We start from the raw sequence: 16,985 nt of genomic DNA, 5'->3' as shown, positions 1-16,985 counted from the left end.
AAGGAAGTTGAGAAGTCCCGTTTGTAGCCCCGGTCTTGCATGGTTCCTGTTCGTCTTGAGCTCCAGAACTTTCTTAGCTACGGCACAGAAGCCCCGGCTCTTCACTTCGATGAGTTTGACGTGGCGTGCTTGTCCGGCGGGAATGGAGAGGGCAAGTCGGCGCTCCTGGATGCGATGACGTGGGCGCTGTGGGGCGAAGCCCGCAAATCGAGCGGGAAGCGGAAGCCCGACGACGAGCTCATCCGCATAGGTACGCGGCATATGGAGGTGACCTTTACCTTCGATCTGGAGGAGACACGATACCGCGTCACGCGCTCGTTTTCACGCTCCGCGACTGGCAAGACCACGTCGTCAGACCTTGAGTTTCAACTTTACGCGCCGGAACAGGACGACTATCGCCCGCTCACCGGGGCTACCCAGCGCGAAACTCAGAGCCGAATTGAGGATACTCTGGGTCTGGACTACGACACCTTTATCAACTCGGCCTTCCTCCTTCAGGGACGCTCCGACGAGTTTACGGATAAGAGCCCGAGTCAGCGCAAGGAAATACTCGTCAGTATTCTCAACCTGAGCCGGTACGAGAACCTCGAAGAGAAGGCCCGGGATCGGTGGCGGGACGCCAAAAAGCGACAGCAGCGCATAGAGGCGGAGGTGGAGCGGTTGCAAGAGGCCGTGGCCGACGTGCCGGAATGGAAAGAGCAACGGGAAGAGGTACAGGCGAAGGTCGAGGCCAAACAAGAAACGGTGTCCGAACTCCGGGAGAAGGAAAAGGCCCTCACTCAGCAACTGGCCGATCTGGAGGCGAAGGCTCGGGAACGGGAGACGGCCGAATCTGCCATTGAAGACCTTGATGAGCGGATTGCCGAACAGACCGATGCGCTGGAGGCCCTTGAAAAAAAGATCGCTCAGGCCGACGAGCTTCTGGAAGAACGCGACGACATTGCGGCGGCCTATGAGCGGTACCAAGCCTTGCAGGAGGAGCGCGATACGCTCGACGATAAGCGCGATCTACACCGGGGATTGGAGAAGCAACTCGAACAGGTCGAGTCTACCCTTCAAGAGCGCACCAACAAACTCGAGCGTCGCCTCGACCGTCTAACCGTGGAGCGAAAGAGCTTCAGGCAAGACCTCAATGAGTGCGAGACCCAGCTTGCGAAGCGGTCGGCGGTTGAAGAGGGGGTACGGCAGGCGCAGTCGGCGCGTCAACAGGTGCAGGAGTGGGAGGCCGTCCGCCATCGCCAGAAGCGCCTTCAGGCGAGACAAGAAGAGGCCCGACGCGCACTCGTCGGGACGCGTCGACAACTCAAGGGAGAGCTCGATGCGCTGCAGAAACAGATCGAAAACGAGCGCGAGGCGGTCTCTTCGCTCGAAGACCTCGAGAAGCGGATTGAGACGCTAACGTCAAAAAAGAAGAAGCAAACCCGGCTCGAAGATCAGCTTGAAGACATTGAGGCAGACGGAAAAGAGGTTGGGCAGCGCATTCAGGAACTGGAAGGACAACTTGAAGCCCGGCGCGAAGAGCGGGACGAGGAACAGGCCGAGCTTGAGCGCTTTCGCGCGGCCGAGGGGCCGACCTGTCCCACGTGCGGCACTGAGCTAACACCAACGCACCGGGAGGAGGTCGAAACGACCCTTCAGTCGAGCATCGACGCGCTTCAACAGGCGATTGTGGAGGGGGAAGAGCAACTGGAGACGTTGATCGAGCGTCGGGCGTCCCTCCGGGAAAAGTATGCTCGTCTTCGGGAACAGGTGCAAGAAATGGAGGGAGTAGAGGGGGCACTGGCGACGGCTCGTGAGCAGCGGCGCGCCCTTCAGGAACGGGCCGAGGCCCTCGAGGCACACCGGCAGCAGGCACTCGCTATTCAAAATCGTTTGCAACAGCGTTCGTACGGAGAAAACGCCCGTCGACGCTGGCAGTGGTGCGCCCAGCGCCGGGCGGAGCTTCACTTCGACCCCCAGAGGTTTGAGACCCTGCAGAACCGGGCGGCCCAAATGGATCGGTATACCGAGCGGTTGCGAGAACTCAACGAGTTGGATGGTCGACGCGAAGAGCTACAGCGCAAGATTGCTCAGCACGACGAAGAAATTGAAACCCTGCGCACGCAACTCGAGGAAGGGACGGCGTTCGAGGAGTTGCACGAGCGACGGCGCACCTTGGAACAGCAGCTTGCTGACGTTGATTTCGATCCGGATCGGTTTCAGGAGGTCCGACAGGCGCTGAAGACGCTGAGTGACGTTCCAGATCGGCGGAGTGAATTGAAGCACGCCGAAAATAACCGAGCCGAATGGGAGGAACAGCGTGCGCAGGCGGCCGATCGCGTCGAGTCGCTGCGGGAGGAACGCCAGAAGGAGCGCGAGCGGCTCTCCGATTTGAAGGAAGCATTGGAGGCAAAGCCGGCTCTCGATGAAGAGGTGGGTACCATTGAGGAGGAGCTTGCCACGGCAGAAGATGCGTTGAATGAGGCGCAACAAACCCTTGGCATGCTCAACGAACGCCTGGAGCAGGCCCAGCGGGATCAGGAGGCTCTTGCGGATGCAAAGGACCAGCTAGAGGACTGTAAGACAGATCGGCAGTTGTACAAGCATCTCCGTACCGTCTTTGGGAAGCACGGCATTCCGTCTCTCATTATTGAGGAGACCCTCCCAGAGATCGAAGAGCGGGCCAATCGAATCCTCGATCGTCTCACGGACGGGCGGATGCACATTCGTCTTGAAACGCTCAAAGAGAAAAAGAGTGGGGGGACGAAGGAAACGCTTGACATCATTATTACCGACGAACAGGGCGTGCCGCGCCCCTACGAGACCTTTTCCGGTGGCGAGAGCTTTCGGGTGAACTTTGCCCTCCGGGTCGCCCTTGCTCAACTCCTGGCGGACCGCAGTGGCGTCCGCGTTCGGACTCTTGTTATTGATGAAGGATTTGGTACACAGGACGAAACGGGAATTGAGCGTCTTGTGGAGGCTATCCAGGCCATTCGCGAGGACTTTGCAAAAATCCTCGTTATTACGCATCTTCAGAGACTCAAGCAAGCATTTCCTGTCCGCATCGAGGTGGAGAAAGATCCGGCGATTGGGTCAACGTTCGAAGTGGTGGGGAGATGAGAACTCGCGGGAATCGTTTCTGGGGAAGCCTGTCCGGTTTTGGTCCGCGTTTTCGTTCTTCTCTTTGGACACGTCCTACCCAATTACCAAGGATGGAGAAGCTCTATTACTCCATTGGTGAAGTGAGTGACATCGTCGGGTACGATCCTCACGTGCTTCGGTATTGGGAGCAGGAGTTTGAAGAACTCAGTCCTCGAAAGAATCGAGCGGGTCGGCGTGTATACACGGAGGATGACATTGAAGTCATTGAGCGAATTCGGTATCTGCTCAAGGACGAAAAGTACACCATTGAGGGGGCTCGGCAGGCACTCCGTGAACCGCAGAGCCGGTACGAATTGCAAAAACAACTTCGAGAACTGCGCGACTTCCTCGTCGATCTACGAGAGGAATTATGACGAGGACTGTTTTTCCGCTTCGTACCGTCAGGGTGTGAAAGAACCCGCTCGATCAGTATTTCCCAGTTAGGGTTGTAGCGAAGCGGCAGAAACAAGCCACCCCCAGAAAAGTCTAGCGAGTACTACGTTCATGTCTTTTACGAGCAGGTAACTTCGAGTCCCTCGCAAAACTGTTTGCATCCGTCGCTCCTGGCCATCTAGAAGGCTAGCATCTGAGAGGTTCACGCTTGACGTGGCGCCCATCCACCCGAATGGGGACGCTCCCTTTGTTGGGAGGTGGGCACACGACGGCTGTCGGTATGGCGAGGGTGCGCTTTTCAAGCGTTGACCTTCTGAGTTTTGATCATGGGCTCTTCGTGTGCACTGCTCCGAATTCGTTTGCCTCGTTCATTACCCCCTCTATCCGCGACTATGCTTACAGCCATGACTCAGCGTGCACGACTCGGCGTACACGTACTCAGTTTTCTTCTTGTTGCTGCCGTCTTTACCGGATGCGGCTCCTCAGAGCCGTCGGCGGGAGGGCAGGAAGTGCCGGAGTGGTATCTGAATACGCCGGAGGATCCGAATTATGTCTATGCTGCCAATACGTCCACGTCCCAACGCATGCAGGTGGCGATCGATAAGGCAACGACTGGTGCACGGGGAGACCTCGCGGCCAGCCTCGAAACCAAAATCGAGAGCATGACGAAGTCCTTTACCGAAGAAATTGGGGATGACCTGCGGCAGCAGTACACGGAGGCACAGAAGGAAATCACCAGTCAGGTGCTGAAGGGCACGAGCCCAAAGCAGAAGGAGGTTTTTCAGCAGGACAATGGCACCTGGCGGGCGTACGTACTGATGGAGCTACCGGTTGGGGAAGCGGCCCAGGAGTTCCTTTCGAAAATGAACAGCATGAACAAGGAAGACGAAATGTACACGCGCTTCCGGTCCAGTCAGGCGTTCAAAGAGATGAAGGAAGCTGTTGATGAGTACGAGAAGGAGCAGGAGAGCGGCATGGCTTCTCAGAATGGTAGCAATCGGTAGTGCCTCGTGTCTGACGGTGTCCCTTTCGGGATTGCGTTTCTTGTAGCACTGGCCGTCGTCGGATATGACGGCGGTCAGTGTATACACGCGCAGCCTGCCTACCCCGCGTGGTTTAAGACCTCACCGTCGGGGGGAACGGCCTTGTGGGCCGTGGGGTATGCGCCGGCCTATTCCAATCTTAGCGATGGGGTGTCGGTGGCGAAGGCGGACGCCTATGACGCGCTCCGTGCGGCTCATCGTATGGTGATCCTGGGTGAGAAGCTGTACGAGGACGCGCCAGGGTATGGGGCTTCCATTGAGGGACGTAGCTTCGTCCGTATGGGATTGCCGGACACGCTGCATTCGGTCTCGTACGTCGATTCAGTACGGGCTGGTGGCATGACCCTTGTGCTTGCGACTTGGGCCCCGGATGGGGGGTCTTCTCGGGGACCGTCGTCCAGTCGATCGCCTTTTTCGAGCACGCGGCCCTCTTGGGTGGAGCAGGAACTGCACGGAGGACACGCTGCGCGTCGAGCAGTCGGCATCGCACCGCGATACTACAACCTCGAAAGTAGTTGGCGCACTGCTGAAACACGAGCCCGACGTAGGCTTGCCTTCAAGGCTGCCAGCCACGTCCGAAGCCTGAACACCAGCTCGGACGAATGGAAACACGACGTGAAGAGCATTCTTACAGGCGTGCTTCTTCGGCGAGCGCAGGTGGTTGCCCGGTGGGCCGATAAGGAAACCTGCTACGTTCTTGTTGAAGGCACCGTAGAAGCGGTGTTTACACAGTAGCATTTCCACACAGTCTCCATGGTCCTATGTCTGATTTCTCGGCTCCGCTTCCCCTGTCCTGGTGCGTGAGGAGATTCGTCTCCGTGGTGTTTCTACTCTCGGCGTGTCTGCTTTTTCGGATGCCGGTGGCGTATGGACAGAAAGACTACGAAGAGTGGCGGGAGAAGCAACGGCAGCAGTACGAGCAGTACATGAACGAGCAGGACAAGGCCTTTCTGAAGTTCTTGCAGAAACAGTGGACGGATGTGGAGGTCGACGGCCGGATCGGGAGTCCGATTGACGATAAGCCGGAAGAAATCCCTTCCGTCGGAGGGGCGAGAACGCCCAGTTCGTCTGAGCAGGCGTCCGAAGCAAATCCGCCGGAGCCGCCCACGGCGCCAAGACAAGTGCGTGCATCCGCGTCAGAATCCGCGGAGAATGTGCGGCAGTCGGTCTCCAAAGAGCCGAAGGCAGACGAAGAGCAGCAGTCCCGCCCCGCTCCAACACCGCCGACGTCGACCCCGGCTTCTGAGAGGGCCGAAGCGCGAGAGAGCACGAACCGGTCGCAGGCGAGCCTGTCGTTCTTTGGAACTCAGACAACCGTTCCCTACTCCTCATCCCTCGTTCCAGCCGTGGAGGGGGCGCCCGGTAAAGAAGCCATTGGGTCGTTCTGGAAGTCGATGGCCAGTGAAGAGTACACCCCGACTCTTGAGGTCCTTCAACAGCGCCGAGACCAGTTGGGCCTCAGCGACTGGGGATATTATGTCTACATTCGGAACCTTGGAGATCAGTTGTACCAGCAGAAGGGCCTCCGCTCCGGGTCGAACGAGGCCACGCTCTGGACGTGGTTCATGATGATGAAGTCCGGATATTCCGTACGGGTCGGCTATCGGGACAGTAACATTTTCCTGATGCTGCCGGTAGAGGAAAAGATCTTCAACCGTTCCCAATTGCACATCAACGGCCAGCGGTACTACCTGATGGGAGAGGCGGGGGAGGGCGCACTTCGTACGTATGAGGGACAGCACGAAACGGCTGATCGGGTACTCACTCTTGATGAGGCGGTGTTGCCAAATCTGGAGACTGCGTCCCAACGTCGTTCGGTGTCCTTTTCGTACGACGACGAGCGGTACACGATCGAATTTCAGTATAATCCGTCGGTCGTAGAGTATCTCCGAGCCTATCCGAATGTAGAGCTCGCTGTGCTTTTCCGGTCCGGGATGTCGGCGACGGCGGAGCGGTCGCTTGCGAACGCGTTGCGTCCACACATTCAAGACCGCTCGTCCCGCGACGCCCTCAACTTCCTTCTCTCGTTCGTTCAGTTTGCGACCAAGTACAAGCGTGACCGCGATAATTTTGGGGAAGAACGGTTTCTCTTCCCGGAGGAGTCGCTGGCGGAATCGGCATCCGATTGTGAGGACCGGGCCGTGCTTTTTGCCTATCTGGTACGCACCCTTCTGGATCGCTCAATCGTTGGAGTGAAGTGGCCGGGCCATGTGGCAACGGCCGTACAGCAGGGAGGGGGACTGGAGGCAACCTCGAACGATCGAACGCTGACAGTAAAGGGAGAGACCTACATCCTGGCCGATCCAACCTACATCGGGAGCAGTATCGGGATGGAGATGCCCTTTGTCGAAGGCAAAAAGCCTGAGGTCCTATCGTTCTAGATCGTTTGGTAGGGACCACTCTCGCTCTCATTGGCGTGCCCGCTGGCTGAACGTTCTTTTGTAAAGGAGACGCTACATTTCCGAGCACCGTCCCGTACAGAAATCGCCTTCTTTGCTCCGGAGCGTTCGTTTCCCGCGCTTTTTCCTGCCGTGCCCGCACTCTGTAGCTGATTTTCCAGACTGCTAGTCGTCTTGGCCGTCAGGGAGACAGTTCCCGTCGCAGAGTTGAAAGGATTTGTGAGTTCAATCAGGTGTAGTTCACTCCTCAATTCATGAGCAGATCGGCCTGGAAGAAGCTCATAGACATGACCGGGGAGGAGTGGGGCCGCGGTGTGCGCGCGATTGGTTGTGCGATTGGAGCGTTTCTTTTCGTGGCGGGCCTCCACGCCGGAGGAGCACTCCAATCCTTTGAGCGCACCACCCTGGATGCTCGGTTTCGTCACCTCAATCGACCTGCCGGGGTGGACACCTCCATCGTCCTCGCGGCCATTGATGACGCCAGTATCTCACGGACCCGGCGCCAAATGAAGGTGGGATGGCCCTGGCCCCGGGAGTACTACGGGATGCTTTTGGAGTATTTTCGCAAGGGGGGAGCCCAAACCGTAGTGTTCGATATTCTCTTCCCCGAACCGGATTTTCCGCGGGCCAACGTCAGTGCGCGCCAGTCGGACCAGCGGTTTGCACGAGCGCTCGATTCGGCGGGAAATGTCACGTTGGCCGTACAGCTTACCGAATCGGATACGACGACAAACCCCATTGAGCCGAGACACCTGATGGATGCAGGGAGGGAGAGGCAGTTTCGCCTTCGGTCCAGCCAAGGGGCTCTGGCGCCCATTCCGTCGTTTCAGGACGGAGCTGCAGCCCTCGGCGCTGTTAACATGGAGGCAGATGGTGACGGAGTCGTGCGTCGCGTGCCGCTTGCATACCAGGTTCGAGACAGTCTTCTCCTTCCGAATCTGGGCGTCTCGGCGTTGCTTACGAATCGCGAAGATGAGGACGCTGCGTCCGTTCTATCGAACTTTCCGGTGGGGCCCACTGGGGCCTTCTTGCTCTACTGGTACGGGCCGGGAGGAGTAGATGGGGTGTTTCAGGATCAGTATTATTCCATTCAATCCCTTATCGTCTCGGCTGCCCGGATGCAAATCGGGACTGAGCCCATTGTCCCTCCCGGGCGGTTTGAGGGAAAAACGATCATTGTCGGGGGCATCGCCGCTGGCCTTCATGATCATCATTCGACCCCGGTTGGGGGAGAGGGAGACTACCCGGGCATGGAGATTTTCGCCACCTTTCTGAGCAATGCCTTCCAGGGCCACTTCCTGCGGGATTTTACCGGCGGATGGGCATACGTATTTATTTTTCTCTTTGCCTTCGTGGGGGCAGGCATTGTTGCAGTTCGTCCTGATCGGATTGGTCGGGCGGCCGTCGCGATAGTTGGCATCGGTTTGTTGTACGTCGGGGGAGCGGCGGCGGCGTTCTACTTTCTTCGGTGGTGGATTCCGGTTGTGGCTCCCGGAGGGGCACTGGTAGCAGGCTTCACTGCCAGTTCGGCGGTGAGCTATGCCGCCGAAGGCCGACGTCGACGTGAATTGCGGTCGACGTTTCAGCGCTACGTGAGTCCCCAGGTTGTAGACGAAGTGGTGCAGAACCCGGATGCCTTGACTTTGGGGGGCACGGAGGTAGGGGGCACGGTCTTTTTCTCAGACATCAAGGGGTTTACCTCCGTTGCCGAGCAGTTAGCCCCTCAGGAGGTCGTACAGCGGCTCAATGAGTACTTCGGCGTGGCGACCGATGTGGTGCTGGATCGGCGTGCCATGGTGGATAAGTTTATCGGGGATGCGATCATGGCCGTCTTTGGGGCACCTGTGCAAGATCCCGATCATCCCGCCCAGGCGTGCCTGGCGGCGCTCGAGATGGAAGCCGTGCTCCAAGAGTTTTACGATCAGGAAGCGCACCCCGATCGGCCGCCGTTTCAATCCCGGATTGGGATTCATACCGGTCGCATCGTTGTGGGCAATATCGGGACCCAGCGACGGGTGGATTACACGGCGATTGGGGACGCCGTGAACGTAGCGGCGCGCCTGGAGCAGGCCAACAAGCAATACGGCACTCGTATTCTTATCAGTCAAAGTACGTACGACGAGGCCCAATCCGCCATCGAAGCCCGAGAAATTGATCTGCTTCGGGTTACGGGGAAAGAGACCCCCATTCGCATCTTCGAGGTGGTGGCCCGCAAAGGAGCACTTAGCCCGGCGCAGGAGCGATGCCGGGAGATCTTTGAGCAGGGCCTGTCGGCTTATCGGCGCCAGCGCTGGGCTCGCGCCCGTCGGGCCTTCATGAATGTTCTTGAGATCGATCCCGACGACGGACCAGCCGCCGTGTATCAGCAACGCGTCGAGGAGCGAGCCGGAGAGACCTTGCCGTCAAGCTGGAGAGGGATTCACGAAATGAAGGTCGGGAAGTAAGCCGGCTACTCGCCTCAGGAGACTGCAGTATCCAGTCAGATCTTGAATGTACACGAATTTAATTATGCATGTCTCCATTGGAGCTCGGAAGGGACTCGTTTCTGTCTGGGTGCTTGTGCTTCTTGTAGGGGGAGGGACATTCGGAGCAGCAAGTCCCGTTTCGCTATCGGAGGTCCTTGCGTCCGACGACGTAGTCGTGACCGTTCGGCAGAGCAACTATGTTCGAAAGGGACCAGGCTCTTATCACCAAGTGGTAGTTGTGGTGAAGAAGGACACTCCGCTTGCGGTGTTGGAAGAGAAGGAGGGATGGATACGTGTTCGCCTCCCAGACGACCGGACCGGATGGATCTCGGAGGCGAGTGTGCGACAGGGGGCGTCGCAAGACACAGTGACGACGGAGGACATTGCACAGGAGTGGGCGAGCACGGAGGCTACGCAAACGGGAGTGGCGGCTGCCGTTCGAGGATTTCAGATGCACGCGGAAGGGCTGGAGGACGGTTCGGTCGAGGAGCTTATGACCTATCTTCACAATACCCCGACCATCACGGAAGCGGACTGGGAGCATTTTCGCCGTCCGTTTCGCAGTGCCGATCGGGCCGACCTCGACTTTGGAGACCTTGGTGTTGAGCTTACGCCTTATGATCCCTCCGTCCAAGAGCGGCAGGTCGGAATGGCCGTTGGGACGCGCCTTGTGAGCAAGGGATTGGTGCGGACTCCGCGTGTGCAGCGGTATTTGACGCTGCTTACGGAGCAACTCACGGCGGACACGCCGTACCACGATTGGAGCTTTGATGTGGTGGTTATCGAAGGAGAGGGACCTGATGCGTTTGCCTGTCCGGGCGGAATGATTTTCATCACCGAGGGGCTCTTTACGCACTTTGAGACAGAGGCTCAGCTTGCTGGACTTCTGGCGCACGAAATTGCGCATATCGTTCGGCACCACGGAATGGTGGAGCGGAGCGAACGGGAAGTGAAGCGGGAGTCCGAAGCGGCGTTTGCGGAGTTGGAGGACGCGACGGGAGAGGACGATCAGAAGTATGAGGAGGTCGAAGAGGATCTGGCCGTTATGATGCGGAAAAGCTATCGGCGCGTGGTGAACGATCGGCTTCTAAAATATGAGACCGATGCCGACCGTATTGCGGCGGTTCTCTTAGCAGAGGCGGGCTATCCGGCCATGGGCATTGTCCGGGCGGTCGAACACATTGCGGTCCTTCGAGGCAGTGACCCGGACTTGTTCGACGAAGACTACTTGTCGACAAAGAACATTCGCAAGCGCCTCAACAGACTGGAGCAGTTTGTGGAGTCGAATGGCGGAAACGAAGGCGAGGGGTTGCAACTCGAACGTCGGTTTCAGGCGTACCAGGCTGAATTTCACTGAGCGGTTCCCCAGATGAAAGACACCGATCAGGGTGTGCGATTTGCTCTGTCGGGGGAGTGCTGGGACGACCACGTGTCGTTGCGGGGATTGACGTCCGGTAGTTGACCGTTGGGGTCCAGCTGGATTGTTCGAAGACGGCTATCCGTCGTGAGACGGGCTGTGTACGTTGCCCCCTGTTGCCAGACCTCAACAGGAAGGCGGAGATGGTGGGTGTCGCCGTCTGATTCGGTAATCGTGGCCTCGACCGGCATGGGGAGTTTTCGCTTCAGTTCGAACGTGACGACGGCGCCGTCGCTCGGGGTGTCGTTCACGTATGAAACGTTCGTTATCGCCTGGTCAACGGCCCAGGAGTGCCGAAACCAGCCCGTCCAAAACCAAGACAAATCCGTTCCGGTGGCGTCGTTGATCGCATGAAAAAAGTCCTCGGGCGTGGGCTGACGGTAGGCCCAACGCTGGACGTATTGGCGAAGGGCATAATCGAAGCGGTTGGGGGAGAGGATGTACTCGCGGAGGAGAAGTAGACCGTACGCAGGCTTGTAAGATGTCAATGTGGAACGCCACTGCTGATCCTGAAGGGCAGGTGGAGTTGTAATGGAGGACGCGTCCGGCGCCGTCATGAGTGGAAGTAGTCCCTCTGCGGGTGCGTTTCCCTTCGGAGCAAAAGCGGCATCTTGCTTGGGGGAAAACTCTCCTTCGTACAGAGTGCGATGCGCAAGTACGCTCAGGGCAGTCCGCAGTCCCTTGTTCATCCAGGGATGCCGCTCTTCGTTGGCGCTGGCCATGACTGAGAACCAGTTTTGGCTCAGGTTCTGGATTGTACAGGCAAATAAGCGATACCCGGCCGCCGATCGTGAGCAAAATGAGAGTCCGGGAAAGGACCGAAGGCTGACCGGACCGGCCACGTTTACCATTGTATTCCAGGGGTACGTCATGAGACGGTCAGAAAGAAACTCCACTCCTTTCTGGATATGGTAGGTAGATCGGTTCCAGGCCTGCCCTCCCATCGAAGAGCGGGGATAGAACGACATTGCGAGTCCATCTCGCTTTTCCTTTCGATTGATGCGTGTGGCATTCCAGATGAAGGCCGGCGAGGCGGCCCACGCCACGTCCCGCACCCCATTCATCTGGTAGGACCATGTCAGGAGCCCACTTTGCTGAGGGCGGGTGTCCGGATGTCCTGTCTGGTCCGGGGTGATGATCGCGACCTTCCGGTGGCTATCACGAGCCCGCATTAACCGCCGACGTTGATCGGAGGTGAGCACGGAGTCTGAGTTCATGAGCGTTCCTGAGCCGGCAACGATCAAGTTTGCCGGTACGGTGAGAGAGTAGTCGTAAGATCCGTACTCCGACAGTGCCTTGAGGGAACGACGAGCGGGCACTTCGGCCCAGCCGTGCTGCTCACTGTAGACGGCCACTCTAGGGTACCAGTGGCCGATCTCGTACAGGACCCCGCTTGGGGCGTACATCCGAGTAGGAAGCTTTCCCTCTAGCGAGATGGGGACGTGGTATTGAAGGGTAAATGTGACCGTTCCCCCGCGAGGGGCAACGGGCGAGCGAAAACGTATCTGCGTGCGAGTGTCCGTAGAAACTGTGGTTGCGGAGTTCTGCGCTCCATCGACGGATACGTCGCTGATTTGGATTGGCGCACTCGCACTGGAAGACGAGACCTTCGAGGAGTCAACCAACGAAGATGGGGAGGAGCCGCCCGTAAGCAACCAGATGGACTGAAGTGGTGTGGGACTGTTATTCGTATAGGTGTACTGGACTGACCCTCGGATCCTGTGGGCAGTGGTGTCGAGGCGGGCTTCAATACTATATTCAACGTGGTTTTGCCAGTAATTGGGCCCCGGATGTCCGTTGCCGGTGCGGTAGGAGTCACTCGACTGGGTGGGGGAGGACCAGACGGCACTTGGCGTAAAGGGAGACGAGTCTGTGGGTTGGGCCGCAACGGGAGAAAAGGCAGTGGGCATGAAGGTTGCCAAGAGAAGAAGCACCGAGGTGCGCATAAGTCATCCCGAAGTTACGGAAGGTAGAGTTGACGAGAGAGAACTTGCGAAAAGAATACGAGACTATTTCTGTGGAGATGAATAATTTGTGTAGTGTCTAGGTCCCAATGATATTGGATTCGTCGAGAAGTCATAGATCTGATCCGATTGAATGAGGGAAGACGGAGAACCTGCCGTCATCTGCCTCATTACAGACGGGTGCTTTCGGGACATGGCGCAGTTCGGTAGCGCACCGCTCTGGGGGAGCGGAGGTCGCCGGTTCGAATCCGGCTGTCCCGACCATTTGGTTCTATTGGTCTCGGCCGCTTCATCCGTCCTGTTTGGATCGGAGCGGCCTTCGCTTTGGAGTAGGGAAGCATCCCTTCGCTCCTGGAAGCACTGAAGCGTTCGCCCCGGTTGCTTTGCGGAGCGTGCCGGTGTATACTTGGTCCTGAGGGAGGACTGTCCACTTGAGAGTTCTTCGCTCCATTTCCAGCCGGAGCTGATATGGTTGATGAGCCCACCGCCGCGAAGCGCTTTTCTAAGGATCTACGGCAAATCCGTGAAGAGCGCGACATCTCCATCGACGAGGTGCATAGCAAAACGCGCATCGCTCGTACGTTGATCGAGTCGTTCGAGAAGGGACACCTCTACGACCACGAGAGCTACAACCGCGTGTATCTGCGGTCCTTCGTGAAGGCGTATGCCGAAGCAGTTGACATTTCCGTTCAGCAGGCACTGGACGGCTTGAAAGACGCCTTGGACGGAACGTACGACGGCCGGCTCGCAGAGGAGTTTATACGCCGTCCGCGAGCATCCGACGAGGGCCCTCAGCGCGAAGCCGACTCCGGAGCCAGTCCGGACGAGTCCGAAGAGACGGAGGAGTTTTCGAATGTACCGTCGGCCGGTGGACCTGACGGGCGCGGCGGAATTGTTGGTCCCCCGCGAGCAGTAGGGGATGACGACTCAGAGGCATCGGACGCTGAGGCTGCGTCTGCTGAGGAGGGAGAGGAATCCGAAGCGGAGGTGGATGTCGAGGAGGCGGACCCGGACCCCGACAATGATCAAGAGCCATCGCAGCCTGAGCATTCTCCGTCTCCGTCGTCTTCCTCCACGGTGGATGACGGCACTGACACAGATGAAGAGCGCCGGTCGGATGCTGACGGTGATAATCCATCCTGGCTTGAAGATGAGGGGTCGGATGAGGACGCGCCGTCTCCGTCGTTTCCCCAGCAGGATTCGGCTGCCGAGCCGGATGTCGAGGCCCCTTCGGCAGGCATGGGAGAGGGAGGAGTTATAGGCGAACCTACACCCCTAGGCAGTTCGTCAGAGGAGGAAGGAACGACGGGGGCTCGTTCTCAAGAGGTCCGTCCGTCGAGACAGCAGCGGTCCTCAGGGTCTGCGTCCTGGAATCCGTTCTCGGGGCATCAGGAACGGGAGATGTATCTGGCGGCGGCTGGGATCGCCATAGTTGCTGTCGTGCTGGTCGGACTTGCGTTTCTGTTTTTCTCTTCGGAGGAACCGGTGCCCGAGTCGACGTCTCCAGCGAACGAGGACACGACCGAAGCGGCCGCTTCTGCTCCCGATACAGCTGCGACGCAGCCCGAGCGTCCGCCTCCGGCCAATCTTACACTTGGAGAGACGCTTCATCTCACGGTGCGAGCTACCGCAAATGTAAGCAATCTCCGAGTCCAGCGAGACGACGACCTGCGGCGCCCCTATTGGATTGAAGATGGAGAGGCCAATGTTTTCCCCTTCGAACGTCAAGTGACCCTCCAGAACGAACTGGATGACATCGATTTGTTTCTGGAGGGCTATCCGTACCCGATGCCCAACGACACGACGGGAGGCATCGAAATCACCCGATCACAGGCGGAAGCGTTTGCTGACACCCTCAGAGGCGCTCCTCCGTCTCTTTCGGCTGTACCGGATACGATTCCTGTCGGCGCTCCTGCAGAATAACGCCCTTTGTTCATGAGTCTGGTCGAGGATACCCGTGAACTCCAGGTCGCCCTCAGTGGATTGGAGCCCGATGCGCTTTCGCTTGAAGGAGCACGTTCCCTCGTTGATCGTCTGCGTTCGATTGTCCGGCAGCACGATCACCGATATTACGTAGAGGACGACCCCGTTATCGCCGATTCAGAGTACGATCAGTTGTATCGGCGTCTACAGGAGCTAGAAGAAGCCTTCCCGGAGCTAAAGACGGCCGATTCGCCAACGCAGCGGGTGGGGGGAGAGCCCATTGATGATTTTGAAAAGCACGAGCACCCGGAGCCGCTCCTGTCTCTTTCCAATGCTTTCGATCGGACCGAACTTCGCGAGTGGTACGACCGATGTAAGCGCGGATTGGCGGATGCGTTTGGGGCGGTCGAGCCGGCAGTTGTCGCTGAACTGAAGATCGATGGGGTGGCGATGGCGCTCACCTATAAGAATGGACAGCTGGAAATCGCGGCCACGCGGGGAAATGGAACCGTCGGCGAGAATGTAACGCACAACGTCCGGACCATTCACCGCATCCCCCTCCGCATACCGGTAGGGGCCAGCAATGGGCAGTCCCCCCCCGATGAGATCGAAATACGAGGGGAGGTTTTTATGCGGAAGAGTGAGTTTGATGCTCTCAACGAGCGGCTAGTCGACGAGGGAAAGCAGCCTTTTGCGAATCCGAGGAACGCCGCGGCCGGAACGCTTCGCCAACTTGACCCGCAGGTCGTTGCTCAGCGCCCTCTTAGCTTTTTTGCATTTGCCGTTGGGCCTGTGAGTGGCGGAGCTCCTCCTACGCACGACGATGTGCTTCAGCTTCTGAATGGGCTCGGGATTCCATTGGAGGAGCACACGAAGCGATTTGAGGACTTTGAGGCGCTTCTCGACTTCTGTGAAGGGTGGGTGGAACGCCGCGACTCGTTGGACTATGAGGTGGATGGAGTGGTGGTGAAAATCGATCGCCACGAGTACCGCGACGAGCTTGGAACGATCGCCGATGCGCCTCGCTGGGCGGTGGCGTACAAGTTTCCGGCTCGTGAGGCGACCACTACGCTCACGGACATCGAGGTGAACGTGGGGCGTACCGGTGCTGTCAATCCTGAGGCTGTACTGGAGCCCGTTGAGATCGGCGGAGTGACGGTGTCGCAGGCCACGCTCCACAACGAAGATTACATTGTCGACCGTGACATCCGTGTTGGGGATACCGTGGTGGTAAAACGGGCAGGAGACGTCATCCCGCAGGTGGTTCGAACTGTGCCAGACGCACGAACGGGGGAAGAGGAGCCCTGGACCTTTCCGGATGAGTGTCCGGCGTGTGGGACGCCCCTCGTTCGGCTGCCGGATGAGGCGGATCACTTCTGTCCGAATAGTGAGTGCCCCGCCCAGTTTAAGCGCCTGGTTGAGCACTTCGTCCAGCGGGACGCGATGGACATTGAGGGTCTCGGTGAGAAGCTTTCCTATCGTCTCGTAGACCTCGGTCTCATTGAGACCCTGGCCGATATCTATCGGCTTCGAGAAGAGGATCTGCTTCCGCTTGAAGGGTTCGCCGAAAAGAGTGCCCACAATTTGCTGACGGCCATTGAGGCCTCGAAGGATCGACCACTGAGTCGTTTGTTGTTTGCTCTCGGCATTCAGCACGTCGGAAAAACCGTGGCAGAAACGGTAGTGAAGCACGTGTCTTCGATTCATGAGCTTGCCGACACCACCGCGGAGGAGTTGGGGGCGATCGATGGGATCGGTCCGACGATTGCTGAGAGCATCGTCGACTGGTTTGCGGTTCCGGAGAATCGAGACCTGGTTGCTGATCTTGAATCGGAGGGCGTGAATGTACAGCGCCAATCTCACGAGGCGCCCGCCGAGGAGTCACAGGACCTTCCGCTGGCGGGAGTGACAGTTGTTATCACCGGCTCTCTTCCGGAGCGAAGCCGGGCGGAGGCCTCCGACGCGCTCGAGCGCGCAGGCGCGAATGTGACGTCGAGTGTAAGCGGCAATACCGACCTGCTCCTCGTCGGGGCCAATCCGGGTTCGAAGCTTCAGGAAGCGGAAGAGCAGGGCACTCAGGTCATCGAAGTTGAGCGTCCGGACACCTTTGACCGTCTCTTGACCGACGGATTATGATCGGTGCAGCAGCGGGCCGTCCCTGTCCCCATTCTCGTTGGATCATTTCGGCCGGAGGATCCTCTTGATGGGGGCCGGCATTCACCCTTTTACGAACTGAGAGGTCAATTCTCTGCTGTACCGCT

The 16,985-nt window shown here is 58.3% G+C and carries 10 protein-coding genes and 1 tRNA gene; 10 read left to right on the top strand and 1 reads right to left on the bottom strand.

What is annotated here, in order from left to right:
• The first annotated feature begins 39 nt into the window (after positions 1 to 39).
• From BSZ35_RS01815 to BSZ35_RS01785, 7 genes are all read left to right on the top strand, one after another.
• Positions 40 to 3,099 (top strand): SMC family ATPase, encoded by a 3,060-nt coding sequence (locus BSZ35_RS01815; protein ID WP_105010856.1) that lies wholly within the window; start codon positions 40 to 42, stop codon positions 3,097 to 3,099.
• Between the two features lie 92 nt (positions 3,100 to 3,191).
• Positions 3,192 to 3,494, top strand: a complete 303-nt coding sequence (locus BSZ35_RS01810) for a MerR family transcriptional regulator (RefSeq protein ID WP_219846565.1) — start codon at positions 3,192 to 3,194, stop codon at positions 3,492 to 3,494.
• A gap of 423 nt (positions 3,495 to 3,917) precedes the next feature.
• Positions 3,918 to 4,517 (top strand): hypothetical protein, encoded by a 600-nt coding sequence (locus BSZ35_RS01805; protein ID WP_146109972.1) that lies wholly within the window; start codon positions 3,918 to 3,920, stop codon positions 4,515 to 4,517.
• Between the two features lie 6 nt (positions 4,518 to 4,523).
• Positions 4,524 to 5,291 (top strand): hypothetical protein, encoded by a 768-nt coding sequence (locus BSZ35_RS01800; protein ID WP_146109971.1) that lies wholly within the window; start codon positions 4,524 to 4,526, stop codon positions 5,289 to 5,291.
• Positions 5,292 to 5,317: 26 nt separating this feature from the next.
• Positions 5,318 to 6,937, top strand: coding sequence for a hypothetical protein (locus tag BSZ35_RS01795; protein ID WP_146109970.1), 1,620 nt, complete (start codon positions 5,318 to 5,320; stop codon positions 6,935 to 6,937).
• A gap of 272 nt (positions 6,938 to 7,209) precedes the next feature.
• Entirely contained in the window at positions 7,210 to 9,399 is a 2,190-nt protein-coding gene (locus BSZ35_RS01790; RefSeq protein WP_105010851.1) for an adenylate/guanylate cyclase domain-containing protein, read from the top strand.
• A gap of 64 nt (positions 9,400 to 9,463) precedes the next feature.
• Positions 9,464 to 10,777, top strand: coding sequence for a M48 family metalloprotease (locus BSZ35_RS01785; protein WP_181149134.1), 1,314 nt, complete (start codon positions 9,464 to 9,466; stop codon positions 10,775 to 10,777).
• Between the two features lie 26 nt (positions 10,778 to 10,803).
• On the opposite strand, the gene BSZ35_RS01780 is transcribed toward BSZ35_RS01785, so the two are convergent.
• Positions 10,804 to 12,783 (bottom strand): hypothetical protein, encoded by a 1,980-nt coding sequence (locus BSZ35_RS01780; protein ID WP_146109969.1) that lies wholly within the window; start codon positions 12,781 to 12,783, stop codon positions 10,804 to 10,806.
• A 205-nt stretch (positions 12,784 to 12,988) separates the two neighbouring features.
• Between BSZ35_RS01780 and BSZ35_RS01775 the strand changes: the two genes are divergently transcribed.
• The 3 genes from BSZ35_RS01775 to ligA all read left to right on the top strand — a co-directional run bounded on the left by BSZ35_RS01775 (position 12,989) and on the right by ligA (position 16,860).
• A tRNA-Pro gene (locus tag BSZ35_RS01775) sits at positions 12,989 to 13,065 on the top strand.
• Positions 13,066 to 13,269: 204 nt separating this feature from the next.
• Positions 13,270 to 14,724: a helix-turn-helix transcriptional regulator gene (locus BSZ35_RS01770; RefSeq protein ID WP_105010848.1), complete on the top strand. Its 1,455-nt coding sequence runs from the start codon at positions 13,270 to 13,272 to the stop codon at positions 14,722 to 14,724.
• 12 nt (positions 14,725 to 14,736) lie between these two features.
• Positions 14,737 to 16,860, top strand: coding sequence for an NAD-dependent DNA ligase LigA (gene ligA, locus BSZ35_RS01765; RefSeq protein WP_105013677.1), 2,124 nt, complete (start codon positions 14,737 to 14,739; stop codon positions 16,858 to 16,860).
• The last annotated feature ends 125 nt before the right edge of the window (positions 16,861 to 16,985 follow it).

The sequence above is a fragment of the Salinibacter sp. 10B genome (genome assembly GCF_002954405.1).
GTDB lineage: Bacteria > Bacteroidota > Rhodothermia > Rhodothermales > Salinibacteraceae > Salinibacter.
Note: the sequence above shows the minus strand (reverse complement) of the source record. Positions and strands in the feature narration are given on the sequence as shown.

Coding starts and splice junctions, on each gene's coding strand:
- BSZ35_RS01790 (WP_105010851.1), top strand. CDS start 7,210: ATGAGCAGATCGGCCTGGAAGAAGCTCATAGACATGACCGGGGAGGAG.
- BSZ35_RS01805 (WP_146109972.1), top strand. CDS start 3,918: ATGACTCAGCGTGCACGACTCGGCGTACACGTACTCAGTTTTCTTCTT.
- ligA (WP_105013677.1), top strand. CDS start 14,737: ATGAGTCTGGTCGAGGATACCCGTGAACTCCAGGTCGCCCTCAGTGGA.
- BSZ35_RS01795 (WP_146109970.1), top strand. CDS start 5,318: ATGTCTGATTTCTCGGCTCCGCTTCCCCTGTCCTGGTGCGTGAGGAGA.
- BSZ35_RS01810 (WP_219846565.1), top strand. CDS start 3,192: ATGGAGAAGCTCTATTACTCCATTGGTGAAGTGAGTGACATCGTCGGG.
- BSZ35_RS01780 (WP_146109969.1), bottom strand. CDS start 12,783: ATGCGCACCTCGGTGCTTCTTCTCTTGGCAACCTTCATGCCCACTGCC.
- BSZ35_RS01815 (WP_105010856.1), top strand. CDS start 40: ATGGTTCCTGTTCGTCTTGAGCTCCAGAACTTTCTTAGCTACGGCACA.
- BSZ35_RS01785 (WP_181149134.1), top strand. CDS start 9,464: ATGCATGTCTCCATTGGAGCTCGGAAGGGACTCGTTTCTGTCTGGGTG.
- BSZ35_RS01770 (WP_105010848.1), top strand. CDS start 13,270: ATGGTTGATGAGCCCACCGCCGCGAAGCGCTTTTCTAAGGATCTACGG.